This window comes from Nocardia sp. NBC_00416, from assembly GCF_036032445.1.
In the GTDB taxonomy this organism is placed as follows: domain Bacteria; phylum Actinomycetota; class Actinomycetes; order Mycobacteriales; family Mycobacteriaceae; genus Nocardia.
Genome location: NZ_CP107932.1, coordinates 6,080,564 through 6,093,730, shown reverse-complemented (window position 1 = coordinate 6,093,730; position 13,167 = coordinate 6,080,564). Strand labels below are relative to the sequence as shown.

General features: G+C 68.0%; 11 protein-coding genes. 4 read left to right on the top strand and 7 right to left on the bottom strand.

Features of this window, described 5'->3' with window-relative positions; genetic code table 11:
* Window positions 1–22 precede the first annotated feature (22 nt).
* Both mycP and eccD read right to left on the bottom strand, forming a co-directional pair.
* Complete coding sequence (gene mycP, locus OG804_RS26335) at window positions 23–1,435, bottom strand: type VII secretion-associated serine protease mycosin (protein ID WP_328390929.1); 1,413 nt, start codon at window positions 1,433–1,435, stop codon at window positions 23–25.
* A complete protein-coding gene (gene eccD / locus OG804_RS26330) occupies window positions 1,432–2,919 on the bottom strand; it encodes a type VII secretion integral membrane protein EccD (protein WP_328390927.1) in 1,488 nt (495 codons plus the stop codon). Before eccD ends, mycP begins: the two co-directional genes overlap by 4 nt.
* Window positions 2,920–3,199: 280 nt before the next feature.
* On the opposite strand from eccD, the gene eccA reads away from it, so the two are divergent.
* Window positions 3,200–5,035 carry a type VII secretion AAA-ATPase EccA gene (gene eccA / locus OG804_RS26325; RefSeq protein ID WP_328390925.1) on the top strand — a complete coding sequence of 612 codons (1,836 nt, stop codon included), beginning with the start codon at window positions 3,200–3,202 and terminating at the stop codon, window positions 5,033–5,035.
* An 85-nt stretch (window positions 5,036–5,120) separates the two neighbouring features.
* Here eccA and eccB read toward each other — a convergent pair whose 3' ends face one another.
* Window positions 5,121–6,623: a type VII secretion protein EccB gene (gene eccB / locus OG804_RS26320; protein WP_328390923.1), complete on the bottom strand. Its 1,503-nt coding sequence runs from the start codon at window positions 6,621–6,623 to the stop codon at window positions 5,121–5,123.
* A 203-nt stretch (window positions 6,624–6,826) separates the two neighbouring features.
* On the opposite strand from eccB, the gene eccE reads away from it, so the two are divergent.
* Window positions 6,827–8,551: a type VII secretion protein EccE gene (eccE, locus tag OG804_RS26315; RefSeq protein ID WP_328390921.1), complete on the top strand. Its 1,725-nt coding sequence runs from the start codon at window positions 6,827–6,829 to the stop codon at window positions 8,549–8,551.
* Between the two features lie 140 nt (window positions 8,552–8,691).
* Here eccE and OG804_RS26310 read toward each other — a convergent pair whose 3' ends face one another.
* The gene (locus tag OG804_RS26310) at window positions 8,692–8,865 is read right to left on the bottom strand and encodes a hypothetical protein (protein WP_328390919.1); all 174 of its coding nucleotides are present in this window, start codon (window positions 8,863–8,865) and stop codon (window positions 8,692–8,694) included.
* Between the two features lie 40 nt (window positions 8,866–8,905).
* Here OG804_RS26310 and OG804_RS26305 point away from each other — a divergent pair, with 40 nt between their 5' ends.
* Window positions 8,906–9,271, top strand: coding sequence for a toxin-antitoxin system YwqK family antitoxin (locus OG804_RS26305; protein ID WP_328390917.1), 366 nt, complete (start codon window positions 8,906–8,908; stop codon window positions 9,269–9,271).
* 362 nt (window positions 9,272–9,633) lie between these two features.
* Entirely contained in the window at window positions 9,634–10,077 is a 444-nt protein-coding gene (dtd, locus tag OG804_RS26300) for a D-aminoacyl-tRNA deacylase (protein ID WP_328390915.1), read from the top strand.
* 215 nt (window positions 10,078–10,292) lie between these two features.
* Here the strand turns inward: dtd and map are convergent, their stop codons facing one another.
* The 3 genes from map to secY are packed head-to-tail and all read right to left on the bottom strand — an operon-like array spanning window position 10,293 to window position 13,025.
* On the bottom strand, window positions 10,293–11,093 hold the full coding sequence (map, locus tag OG804_RS26295) for a type I methionyl aminopeptidase (protein WP_328390914.1): 801 nt from the start codon (window positions 11,091–11,093) through the stop codon (window positions 10,293–10,295).
* 52 nt (window positions 11,094–11,145) lie between these two features.
* The gene (locus tag OG804_RS26290) at window positions 11,146–11,706 is read right to left on the bottom strand and encodes an adenylate kinase (protein WP_328390912.1); all 561 of its coding nucleotides are present in this window, start codon (window positions 11,704–11,706) and stop codon (window positions 11,146–11,148) included.
* Window positions 11,703–13,025: a preprotein translocase subunit SecY gene (gene secY / locus OG804_RS26285; protein ID WP_328390910.1), complete on the bottom strand. Its 1,323-nt coding sequence runs from the start codon at window positions 13,023–13,025 to the stop codon at window positions 11,703–11,705. The genes OG804_RS26290 and secY overlap by 4 nt, the downstream gene beginning before the upstream one ends.
* Between the last annotated feature and the right edge of the window lie 142 nt (window positions 13,026–13,167).

Sequence of the window (13,167 nt, the reverse complement as noted above, 5' to 3'; positions counted from 1 at the left end):
GAACGGTGGGTGCGGGGCCGCGCTAGGGGTCCAATTCCCCGCCCAGTTCACGCCGCGGCCGCCGGAACGGATACGCCACCGCGGCGCCGATGGCGAGGCCGGACAGGCAGATCACCGACCCGGCGATCGCGATCCAGCGCTGGCGCGGATCGGGACCGGGCGGATGGACGGGGGCCGCGATCGGTGCGGCCGCTGCTGCACCGACACCGACCGGTTCGACCGGGAGTTCGGCGGTCAGCGCGGCCAGCGGATCGATCAGCCCGTGCCCGATCCGGTCGTCGCGGCCGGTGCCCGGACCGTGCGCGGTGCGGGTGATCCGGTCCATGACCTGACCGGCGGTGAGCTCGGGAAAACGCGAACGGACCAGCGCCGCCAAGCCGGCCACATAGGGCGCGGCGAAACTGGTGCCCTCCACGGAGCGGATCCCCTCGGTGGTCTGCACGCCGTTGACCAGCCCGGTAGCACCCGGTTTGCTGTCCAGCGAGACGATATCGCGGCCGATGGCGGCCACCTGCACCCACGGTCCGTTCAGGGAGAGTTCGGAGACCTGGCCGGTCGGGTCCACCGACCCCACCGCCAGCACATACGGCGAGAACCAGGCCGGACTGGCCACCGTGGAGACCGCGCCCCAACCCGAACCCGAGTTCTGGCTGCGGCAGGCGCCGTCGCTCTGCAGGTTTCCGGCCGCGGCCACCACCACCACATTGCGGTCGAACGCGTATTTCACCGCGGCCCCCAGGGTGCCGTCGGCGGTATCGAGTCCGGCCTGGGTACAGGCCACTTCGGAGATATTGATGACGGTGGCGCCCATATCCACGGCCCGGACCACCGCGCCGGCCAAGGTGAAGACCGTGCCGTACCCCTCGGGGCTGATCTTGCCGGGCGCGTCGCGGTTGTTGTTGTCCTTCTTCTCGTACGCCAGGCTCAGCTGGCGGATCGCCAGGATCTCGGCATCGGGCGCGACCCCGGAGAAAGCATCGCCGGGAGCCGGCTGCCCGCCGATGATCCCGGCGACCAGAGTGCCGTGCCCGTCGCAGTCGACGGTGCCGTCGGTATCGGAGACATAGTCACCGCCCGCCTGCAGCCGAGGCAACCGGGGATGCCGGTTCACCCCGGTATCGATAACGGCGACCTTCTGCCCGGCGCCGCGGCTGAACTGCCACGCGGCCGGCAGGTCGAGGACCTGCTGGGCCATCGGCGGTTCGGACGGCGGCGCACCGGTGAGCAGGGGTTCGGCGCAGATCGCCCGTTGTTCGGTGGGTTCGAGCGGGGCGGGCCTGCCGCTGATCGCCTGCGCCGCCCCCAGCGCACCCGGGTCGATCGCGGGCTGCGGTACGGCCGAGACGACCGGACCGGGCAGCACGGCCGTCGCGCCGAGCACTCCGGCGGCGCACACCAGCCGCAACAGTCCACGACGCAGCGGGCGAGCACTCATATGCTCAGGTTCCTGGCCATACCGTAGACGCCCATCACCCAGAGCACCAGCGGGATCACCGCCACGATCAGCGCATATTCGAAGAGTTCGATCCCCCGCCGAACCACCGGAGTCACCTCGATATGCGGCCCGATCACGCCGAATCCGATCACGCCGAGAGTGAAGGCCAGCAGAATCGCCGCGCAGCCCAGGATGAGATCGCTGTCGCCGAGGGACAACCCGACGATCAGCGCCACGAGGGTCACGCACGCGCCGCCGATCAGGGTGGCGGCTTGAGTGATATCGGCGAAGGAGCGACCGCGCAGCGACAAGATGACCGCGGTGATGACCGCCAGCGCGATGCCCTGCCAGCGGTAGGAGCCCAGCGGATCGGCGACCCCGAATGCACCGATGACCGTGCTCGCGGTGCAGGCGACGATCAGGCCGGTCTGGAATCGATTGGCCGCGCGGGCACGTTCGCCGAGGCCGGCGGCCGAGGGCAGCGCGGTGGCGCCGATCGCGCCGATACCTTCGATGGTCGGACGCGGTTCGTGATCCGCCGGATCGATGGCGGCGCCGGCGGTCGGCACAGGCGGGATCGGCAACCGGGCCGCGAGGGCGGCCAGCCGCGGCACCGCCGACAGGAGCATGATCCCGGCCACCAGCAGTCCGGCCGCCACCTTCGGTAGGCCCGGATGCCAGATCAGGTAGATCACCGCGGTGGTCAACGCGATCACGGCAGCGGCCGCGGCGCCGGAGAACAGGGTCGCGGCCACGCCGGTGAGCCGATAGCCCAGGATCGCCGCCACCAGCACGACCGAACTGCCCAGCAGCAGATGCGGACTGCCCAGGGCGCCCGGCACCAGCAGCCCGGCGCCGCCGAACAAGAGCATCAACCCATCGGCCGAAAGCCAGGAGGCGGTGAGTTCGTCGCGGTACCTGCGGGCGGTGATCCCGGCCGCGACCAGCGCGGCGAGTCCCGAGCCGAGCAGCGCGAAAGCCGGTGTGAGCGGGTCGCCGGACCCACGCGATACGGCCAGCACCAAGAGCGTGGTGAGAACGGTGAGCGCCGAGGCCACCAAACCCATCCAGCGGGCGGCGTTCCCGGACCAGCCGGTGAACTCCTCGGCGGTCAGCCGGGACACCGCGTCGATCACATCGTCGAACAGCGCGGGCGCTTCCTTGGCGCTCACCGACCGCAGGACCAGCAGTTCACCGTCGTAGACCTCGGCCTCGGTGAGGGTGCGACTCGGCGCGATCGCCTCCCGGCCCAGCCGGGCCAGGGTCCAGTGCTGGGCAGCGAGCGGACCCGAGTCCTCGTCCTCGTCCGGTAGGTTCGGGCTGCGCGATTCGATCAACGCCACCAGGTCGCCGATGAAACCGGCGATCGGAACCGTCGCGGGCAGGCCCACATCGACCTGGGTGTTCCCGCCGATGACCGATACCCTGCACAATTCCGGTTCCTGCGCTCGACTCGCGCTGAACGAATCGACCGGTGTACTCATCGCCGCACCCACATCCCGATCAGCTTTTCCGGCCCTGGTTGCCGACTATCCATCTATCCGCCACACACTTTTCATATTCCGACAAGCAGGGAACCGCGGAACACGGTCTGCGTGAACAACTTCAGCACTGGTCGTGAACTCTCGCTCGGAGGACTTCGTGTCGCGGTCTCCCGACAACTCCCACCCAATGTAACGGAGCGCCGAGGCAGGCGCGATCGGTAGTCTGGTATCCAGATAACGTTCTCTTTCGGCCGACCCAAGAATTCGGGGAGCGACTGCAATGACCGGCAACCGCCAAGCCCAACGCGCATTCGACGCCGGAGTTCTGTCGCTCGGATTGTCCATCGAAGGCCAGGAGTCCGCGCGCGACCTCGAGTACGCCAAGCTGGCGTTCCAGCGGGCCACCGAATGGGATCCGGGGATGTGCGACGCGTGGCTGGGCCGGGCGGCCGCCGGCGAACTCACCAAAGACGTCCTGTTCAATCTGTACAAGACCAGTGACAGCACCATCTACCGCGAGCAGCGCCGGGTGGGCCTGCGCCCCCGGGAGCTCGCGGGCCGATTCCAGCCGGGGCTCTACATCGATTACCCGCTGTCCAGTAAGACCGAGATCTCGCTGGCCTGGGCCGCTCAGCTCATCGCCGACAAGGATTTCGACGAGGCCGAGCGCGCGCTGGACCACGCGGACGAATACCGGAAAGGCCAGCTCAGCGACCCGGAACGCGAGTCCGACAACCGGATCGCCGCCTATGTGCGCGGGGTGTTGCACTACACCACGCAGCGCTGGCCCGATGTGATGACGGTGCTCGCTGCCTCCGCGGACTGGGACGACCCCTATCTGGCGGCCGGCGCGCATGTCATGGTCGGCACCGCCTGTGCCCAACTGGGCCTGTTCGCCGAATCGATCCGCCGCATGCAGGCCGCCGAACAGGGACCGATTCCGGCGGCCCGCTCCACCGCCATGTTCTGCCGCGGGCTGTGCCTACGCGAAACCGGCAGCGAAGCCGAGGCCCAGGCGCTGTTCGAGAAGGTGTACTCGCAGGCCCCGGATTTCGACGCCAACGCTTCGGCGATGCGCGACCGCACATTCCGGGTCACGGTCACCAATCGCGAAGTGATCGCGGCGCGCACCGATAAATGGGACCCTGCCTCCTCGCCGACGATGGAGCAGATGAACCGGGCCGAAGTGCAGGACCGGGCCAAGGAGACGCTGACCGATGCCCGGGCCGAGCTGGATGCCCAGATCGGGCTGGCCTCGGTGAAAACCCAGGTCGCCAAACTGCAGTCCACCGCGCAGCTGGCCAAGATCCGGGCCGGGAAGGGTATGGCCAGTGCGCCGCGCGGCCAGCATCTGGCGTTCACCGGACCTCCCGGCACCGGTAAGACCACCATCGCCCGGGTGGTCGCCAAGATCTACTGCGGCCTGGGCCTGCTGCGAACCGAGAAGATGATCGAGGCCAAACGCGCGGATTTCGTCGGGGAACATCTGGGCAGCACCGCCATCAAGACCGGCAAGCTGATCGACAGCGCGATGGACGGCGTGCTCTTCATCGACGAGGCCTACACCCTGATCCAGACCGGTCTCTCGGGCGGCGACGCATTCGGCCGGGAAGCAGTCGATACGCTGCTGGCCCGGATGGAGAACGACCGTGACCGCCTGGTGGTCATCATCGCCGGATACGACGGTGAGATCGACCGGCTGCTGACCGCCAACGACGGCTTGGCCTCCCGGTTCGCCAAGCGTCTGCAGTTCCCCTCCTACAGCGCCACCGAACTGGGACAGATCGCCGAGGTCATCGCGAAGAAACGCGATTCGGATGTGTCCGAGGAAGCACTGAAAGTGCTGATCCGAGCGTGCGATCACCTGTACGCGATGGAGAGCACCGACCAGAGCGGGCAACCCCGCCGCGGGGTGGATATGGCCGGTAACGGCCGGTTCATCCGCAATGTGATCGAGGCGGCCGAGGAGGAACGGGAGTTCCGGCTGGCCAACGACGAATCACTGGATCTCACCGAGATCGACGAAGCGGTGCTGCGGCGTATCGAGGAACCGGATATGCGGCTCGCGCTGGGGACCGTTCTGGATTCGCTGAACATCGGCTGGACCGAGCAATAGTTTCGGCGCCGCCCGTCGGCGCCGCCCGTCGGCGCCGCCCGTCGGCGCCGCCCGTCGGCGCGGCGGGTCCGCGTGCGGTCCGGAATCAGCCTTCGGTCAGCGAATCGTGGCTGACCAGGGCTTCCTTCGAATCCAGGTTGGGCCCGGGGACGAGCTGACCGACGATCGCCCAGGGCGCCAGATGTGGTGTGCTGCCCAGTCCCAGCACCTCCGCGGTAGCCGGGTCCGGTACGCCGTAGCGGATCCCGTTGTCCGCGACGTAGAAGAGGCTGCCGCGCCGTGGGCTCCCGGGCTCCAGGCCGGTGATCTGCACATACTCACCATGTGTGGGCGCGAGATACACCTGGTCGACCCGGTCGCCGCTGCTGTCGGCGGTGGCCAGGCGCACCGGTGCGGCGGACTCCGCGATCGGCAACCGGCTTCCGATGAGCAGCCCGGCGGTGGCCCGCTCCGCCGGACTCTCGCCGGCTCCCTTCCCGGCCGGCGCGGTACCGGGCGATTTCGCCCAGGTGATGCAGGTGACCGGTCCGTCCTCCGGTTCGACCACCTGCGGGATCTGCGACGGGAAATCGTCGATCGGCAGGCGGCGCACCACCGGAACCTGGTCGAGCACATCCGGCGGGACTACCGCGACCTGACTCATACCGTGTGAGTCGGCGTAGCGGATCACCTCGGCGGCGAAGGGGGATACCGGTTGCACGCCGTCGGTGAGGACGACATACATCTCGGGTCCGGCGTCCTCGGCCATCCCGGCCACCGAGATGATGCCGCCGATCGGAACATCGGCCAGCGGCCCGGGGCCCGGCTCCCCCGCCCGATCGATGGGCGGCGCCTGCAGTGCGGGCACCTGGGTGGTGGCGCCGAGGAATCCGGTTCCGACCGGTCGCGGCCGATGGGCGGGCAGGTCGAGCGCACGCGACAGCACCGAATCGTTCGGATCGACTTCCGCGCGTTTGCCGTCGTAGATCAGATAGGTTTTGTCGTCCCGGCGCACCAGCAGCGCTTCGGAGGGATCGGCGGCGCGGATACGGTCGGTCAGTTCGGGCCGGCCCGCGACCACCGTGGTGGTGGCCCCGGCGGCCGAGGCCGCGCTACCGCCCGCGGACAGCTCGATCGTCTCGCACAGCGACCAGTGCGAATCCGAGCCCTGCGCCGAACCCGGCAGGGCGGCGGGCGCACCCGGGATTCCGAGCAGGGGGCCGCGGGGCAGGCTGCCCAGTTTGTCGTCCTGCACCGCGTGCGGTTCGGCGTTGCTGCCCGTGATCAGCCGCGCGGAGGCCAGGTTGAGCACCGGGTGCAGGGTCTGGCTGCCGTCTTCTTTGTTCACCACGACGTAGAGCGCGCCACTGGATTTTCCGGAGACGATGAGCGCATCGCCGATCGCGCCCTGGGGGCGCAGGAGCGCCAGAATGGCGGAACCGGCGACGATCAAGATGCCCAGCACCAGCCCGACCAGCAGCGAGCGGATCTGGGATCGCATGGGATCGTGCAACATCCGCACATCGCGCCGGACCAGCGCGTGGTCGAGACGACGCAACAGAAAACGGTACCCGTTGACCTGGGCACGGGTGGTCAGCTGTGCTGGCACTCAGGACTCCATGAGCTATCGACCGCGATCTCTTTCGACACGGTACCGTAATTCCCGATGGTTACGTCGGCCCGAATCGGTGGAATCCCTGGTGGCTCACCGATGAGCGCATGCCACCGAGGCAGGGACAAACAGTTGTGAACGAGACTATGCACGCCGGACCGGACGTCGCCGAATTCCCAGAACCGACGGTTTCTCAGGATTTGACAAATGTTCGCCGATCGGCCTACGACACATTGCGGGATCCGGAATTCTGGTTGTTCCGGATTTTTCCACTCCGGATCGTCGTTCCGGGAATTCTGTTCGCGGCGTTCGTCGCCTGGATCGTCCTCGTGTTCAGCGATTCTGTCTGGTACTCGCTCGGGGCCGGCGCCGCAGTCGGGGCGATCGCCCTGATACCGATCGGCGGCCGCACCCTCGCCGCGCGGATCGCCGGCGGCCTCGGCCGCCGCGGGAAGATCACCGCGGAGCGGCTGGAACAGGCCGCGGCCTTCGATGTACCGCTGCCCGAGGGCGGCGGTTACGGAGTGCGCTGGGACGGCGACCTGCTGCTCACCATGCTGCGCATCGATCCGCCGCCGGACACTCTCACCCTGCTGCGCCCCGGCTCGCTCGATACCCAGCAGCTCCTGCCGCTGCCGGAGATCGCGCGCTGCCTGGATCAATTCGACCTGACGCTCGCGGGCATCGATGTGGTGAGCACCGGCGCCCGCACCGCCGGCACCGGTGTCGCCGCCCACCTCTACGACCGAATTCTCGGTCCGCTGCCGGCCATCGCACATCGCACCTGCTGGCTGGTACTGCGATTGGATCCGCTGGCCAACGCCGAGGCGGTGGACAACCGCGGTGGCGGTGGCACGGGGGCGCTGCGCGCGGCCATCATCGCCACCCGCCGGGTCGCCAATCGCCTGGCCGCGCACGATATCGCGGCATCGGTGCTCACTGCGGCGGAGATGAACACCGCGGTTCGTGACCTCACCCACGGTTTCGCCGTGGACCAGCTCACCGAAACCCCGAAATGGCTGGAAGCCCAGGGGCGGCATCTGTCGCAGTACCAGATCGGGGCCGATATGGTGGGCCCGCGCGGGCTGGCGGATGTCTGGGCCGTGCCCAGCCTTTCCACCACCGTGACCCTGCGGCTGCGGCCCGGTATCAACCGCAACGATCCGCACACCGAACTCGCCGATACCGTCGTGCTGAACGCGGTGGTCCGGTTCGACACCGTCGAACCCCCCGAACAGCCGCCGCTGGCCGGCCTGCGCGAGCTCTACGGGAACCAGCTGCGCATCCTGCTCGATACGCTGCCGGTCGGCTATACCGGCCGCTGGGGCCGGGAGGTCGCCTACCGCGGCACCCTGGCCGCGCTCACCGAGTTCACCGTTCCCACCGCCGGGTGCGGGCAGCTCATCGGCGCCGACGACGAAGGCCAGGGCATCGCGGTACCGCTGATCGGCGAGGGGACCCGGCAACTCGAAGTGATCGGCACACTCGACCTGGCCCAGCAGGTGATCCTGCGGGCCACCGGTCTCGGCGCGCACGCCATCGTGCACACCGCCCGCCCCGAGGCCTGGCAGACCATGGTCCGCAATCTCGACGCCCCGCAGATCCTCTCCATCGCGCCGCGCGCCGCGGGCGCCAGCTACCACCCGCCCGGTCCGCCGCCCATGCCGACCGCGCCGTATCCGAGTACCACCGTGCTGGTATTCGACGGCGTCCCACCGGTTTCCCACGCAGGCGGCGCGACCATCGTGCACGTACGGCAGCCCCACGACCCGCCCGGATCGGTCGACGCGGATGTATCGCTCATCCAGGACCCGACGGCGCCGAACCGGGTCACCGTCCGCACACCGGCCGTGACGACAACGGTGAACATGGTCACCACCCGGGAAGAGATGCACTACATCGGGGAATCGCTCGCCGCTCGGTGAACGAGCTGTCGCGGACCGCCACCCGCGCCGGGCCGCGAACCGTCCCGCGTGACCGCGGACCGCACCCGGACGATCGAAACGGCCGGCTGGATCCTCATCCGATCCAGCCGGCCGTTCGCCGAATTGCGCGATCCGGGCCGTCAGCCGAAGGCCGCGAAGCCGTCGCCGATCTTCTTATCGGTCTCGAGCGCGCGATGCAGCGCGTTCTCCACCGCGGCGGCGAAAAATATCGCTTGCCCTTCGCCGCTGCCCGGAACCCCACCCGGCCCGGTCGCCACCGAGATCGCCGGGAACCCGCGCCGAAACATCGGCATATACGCCGAATTCCCTGCTCGTGCCGATAATCTGGCGTGCGTGTACGAACCGACGGGGAACCCCGCGATGACGCGGATCGACCTGAACCAGGACCCCACATCGGTCAGCGCGGATCTGCGCCTGGAATACGCCGGTAGACCGTTCACCGGCGAGGCGGTCGAAGAACTCGCCCCGGGACAGCTGCTCTCCCAGGAGTTCTACGTCGACGGCATCCGGCACGGCAGCAGTCGGGAATGGTGGCCCGACGGCCGGTTGAAATCGGAAGGCGAGATCTGTCGCGGGCGACCGCACGGCGTATTCCGCCGATGGCACCCCAACGGACAGCTCGCCGAAACGTGCCTCTTCGACGACGACGGACAGCTCGAGGCCGTCCGAGCCTGGGACCCCGCCGGCCGTCCTCGGTGAACCCGGCTGCCGGTCATATCCGCTGCTGTTCGTCCCTGATCACCCGGATCATCTGTGCGATCTTCGAATTGACAGTCCCACCAACACTGTCGCGTCCGCAGCGGAGGCGACCGGTACCTGCTGCTCGCGCAGCACATACCGGCCGTCGTCCGCCTCCCCCGCATCAGCGAATCGGTTGAACTCGACCAGGGCAGCCCGGAACGAATCCGGCCTGATGGAGATGTGAACAGGGTCTTCCCCGCTGGTAGCGAGCGAGAACCTCCGCGGTGCGACGGCGGCCGCGCCAGCGACGTGCCGCCACCGCCCGAGCGATGCGCCCCCGGCCCGGGGTGCGATCGAACCTCAGGGCAGGATCGACCGGTATGCGAGCCCTGCTTCAGCGCGTGACCTCGGCCCGGGTGACCGTCGACGGCGAGATCGTCGGCCGGATCGATCCGGCCGGCAGCGGAGTTCGGCACGGTCTGCTGGCCCTCGTCGGTGTCACCCACACCGATACCGAGACGATCGCCCGCGCCATGGCCGAGAAGATCTGGCGGCTGCGCATTCTCGAGGGCGAGCGCAGCGCCGCGGACCTGTCGGCCCCGATCTTGGTGGTCAGCCAGTTCACCCTCTACGCCGACACCCGCAAGGGCCGGCGCCCTTCGTGGTCCGCGGCCGCACCGGGGCCGGTCGCGGAACCGCTGGTCGACCTCGTCGCCGAAACCCTGCGACAGTCCGGCGCCACCGTCGCGGGCGGTCGGTTCGGGGCGCAGATGGAGGTCGAACTGACCAACGACGGCCCCGTGACGATCCTGTTGGAACTATGAGATCGACCGTCGACGGATCGGGCTACGGTTGATCGAGGTGGCCGACGTCGCCGCGCAGCCGGCCGCAGGGGACCGGGAATCGGTGCGCCGTGCCCCCCGGACTCCGAACACGACTTCCGGACCGTTGTCTCAGTCGTCGAATTCGGGCGCGGGTCGACCATAGGCGACGGGCCCGACAGCCGGGCGTTCGTGGCGCAGTCGATCCGTTGACCGGACTACTCGGAACGCAGGGTGAGGATCCGCGGTCCGTCCTCGGTCACCGCGACGGTGTGCTCCCAGTGCGCCGCCCGGGTACCGTCGGCGGTCACCACGGTCCAGTCGTCGTCGAGCACCTCGGTCTCGTGCGTACCCAGGGTGAGCATCGGCTCGATGGCCAGAACCGACCCGACCACCAGACGCGGCCCCTTGCCCGGCTGTCCCTCGTTCGGCAGGAACGGATCGAGATGCATCTCCCGGCCGATCCCGTGCCCGCCGTATCCGTCGACGATGCCGTAGGAGCGCCCGTGCTCGGATTCGGCCGCCCGGGTACCGAGCTCGATGGCATGCGAGATGTCGGTGAGCCGGTTGTCCGCGACCATGGCCGCGATACCGGCCACCATGGATTTCTCGGTGGCCTCGCTCAGCAGCCGGTCGGCCTCGGACAGTTCGCCGACGCCGAAGGTCCACGCGGAATCGCCGTGCCAGCCGTCCAGGATGGCGCCGCAGTCGATCGACACCAGGTCGCCGGTGGCCAGCAGTTCCTTCTCGGTCGGGATCCCGTGCACCACACGGTCGTTCACCGACGCGCAGATGGAGCCGGGAAACCCGTGATAACCCTTGAACGACGGGACCGCGCCCGCACCCCGGATCACCTCTTCGGCGACCCGGTCCAGTTCGAGGGTGGACACCCCGGGCGCGGCGGCCGCGCGCACCGCGACCAACGCACGGCCTACGATCGCACCGGCCGCGGCCATGGCGTCGAGTTCACCGGCAGTGCGGAACGGTACGACCTTTTTGCTCTTGCGACCGAAAACCATATCGGGTCAGCCCTCCATCGCCGAAGGATTACCGACGGACCCGGATGCGGGACTATCCGGTCGTGGCATTACGGCCCAACGCCTCCAGGGCACGCGCATTGACTTCTTCGACCTCGCCGATTCCGTCCACCGAGACGACCAGGCCGTCGTAGTAGTTCAGCAGTGGTTCGGTCTCGTCGCGGTAGATCCGCAGCCGGGTCCGGATGGTCTCCTCGTTGTCGTCGGAGCGGCCGCGGGCCAGCATCCGGTCGACCACGGTGTCCTCGGCGACGACGAAGCACAGCACGGCGTCGAGTTCGCTACCCAGATCCTGGAGGATCTTGGCCAGCGCGTCGGCCTGATCCACGGTGCGCGGATAGCCGTCGAGTACGAACCCGCGCGAGGCGTCGGGTTCGGCGACCCGGGACCGGACCATGCGGTTGGTGACATCGCTGGGCACGAGCTCGCCCGCGTCCATATAGCGTTTCGCTTCGAGGCCGAGCGGGGTCTGCTCGCTGATGTTCGCGCGGAAGAGATCGCCCGTGGAGATATGCGGTACGCCCAGCTTCTCCGACAGCAAGACGGCTTGAGTGCCCTTGCCCGCTCCCGGCGGTCCGAGTAGTACGACTCTCACTTGAGGAACCCTTCGTAATTGCGATTCATGAGTTGACTTTCGATCTGCTTCACGGTATCCAGGCCGACGCTCACCATGATGAGGACGGCGGTGCCACCGAACGGCAGATTCTGCGCCCCGCCCGACGATCCGATATCGAGGAACAGATTCGGCAGTACAGCGACCAGACCGAGATAGATGGAGCCGGGCAGGGTGATCCGGCTCAGCACATAGGTCAGGTGATCGGCCGTCGGCTTACCGGGGCGGTAGCCCGGGATGAAGCCGCCGAACTTCTTCATCTCGTCGGCGCGTTCCTCCGGGTTGAAGGTGATCGCGACGTAGAAGTAGGTGAAGAAGACGATAAGGCTGAAGTAGATCGCGATGTACACCGGGTTACCGGGATTCACCAGGTACTTCTGGATCGCTTCCTGCCACCAGCTGGGATCCTGAGCGGTGCTCGACCCGGTGAGCTGGGCGATCAGGTTCGGCAGATACAGCAGTGAGGACGCGAAGATCACCGGGATGACACCGGCCTGGTTGACCTTCAACGGTAGGTAGGTCGACGATCCGCCGTACATCTTGCGGCCGACGACCCGTTTGGCGTATTGCACAGGGATCCGGCGCTGACCCTGTTCGACGAAGATGACCGCCATGATGATCAGCAGCGCGGCCACGCACACCAGGCCGAAGACCAGGCCGCCGCGGCTGTCCAGGATCGATTTGCCCTCGCCCGGGATGCGGGCGGCGATACCGGAGAAGATCAGCAGCGACATACCGTTGCCGACGCCGCGCTCGGTGATCTGCTCGCCGAACCACATGACCAGGGCGGCGCCCGCGGTCATCACCAGGACGATGATGACCATCCCGAAAATGCTGGTGTCGGCGAGAATATCCTTCTGGCACCCCTGCAGCAGCTGGCCGCGCGCGGCCAGCGCCACCAGGCCCGTCGCCTGCAGAATCGCCAGCGCGACCGACAGGTAGCGCGTGTACTGCGTCATCTTGGTCTGGCCGGCTTGGCCTTCCTTGCGCAGTTCCTCGAACCGCGGGATGACGACGGTCAGCAGCTGGACGATGATGCTCGCTGTGATGTACGGCATAATGCCGATTGCGAACACCGACAGCTGGAGCAGCGCACCACCGGAGAACAGGTTGATGAGCTGGTAGATGCCGGCGGAATCACCACCGGAGACCAGGTCGATGCACTCTTGTACCGCCCTGTAGTCGACCCCGGGCGACGGTAGCGCGGCACCGAGGCGGTACAACGCGACCAGCCCCAGCGTGAAGAGAATCTTCCGCCGCAAGTCCGTAGTCCGGAAGGCCGTAACGAAGGCGGAAAGCACAGATCCTCCTGGCGAACGACATGGTCAGGCCATGGAATTTTTCAGCGTGTCCCGGTCGGAAATCGCCGAACCCATGACGGGTCTTGGCAGACAACACTTGAACTCTAACAGTGACGCCGGACGAGCCTGCACTCGTCCGGCG

What these genes read in the sequence shown, in the direction of transcription:
- dtd (WP_328390915.1), top strand. Translation starts at nt 9,634, where the DNA reads ATGCGAGCCCTGCTTCAGCGCGTGACCTCGGCCCGGGTGACCGTCGAC.
- eccA (WP_328390925.1), top strand. Translation starts at nt 3,200, where the DNA reads ATGACCGGCAACCGCCAAGCCCAACGCGCATTCGACGCCGGAGTTCTG.
- map (WP_328390914.1), bottom strand. Translation starts at nt 11,093, where the DNA reads ATGGTTTTCGGTCGCAAGAGCAAAAAGGTCGTACCGTTCCGCACTGCC.
- eccD (WP_328390927.1), bottom strand. Translation starts at nt 2,919, where the DNA reads ATGAGTACACCGGTCGATTCGTTCAGCGCGAGTCGAGCGCAGGAACCG.
- mycP (WP_328390929.1), bottom strand. Translation starts at nt 1,435, where the DNA reads ATGAGTGCTCGCCCGCTGCGTCGTGGACTGTTGCGGCTGGTGTGCGCC.
- OG804_RS26310 (WP_328390919.1), bottom strand. Translation starts at nt 8,865, where the DNA reads ATGCCGATGTTTCGGCGCGGGTTCCCGGCGATCTCGGTGGCGACCGGG.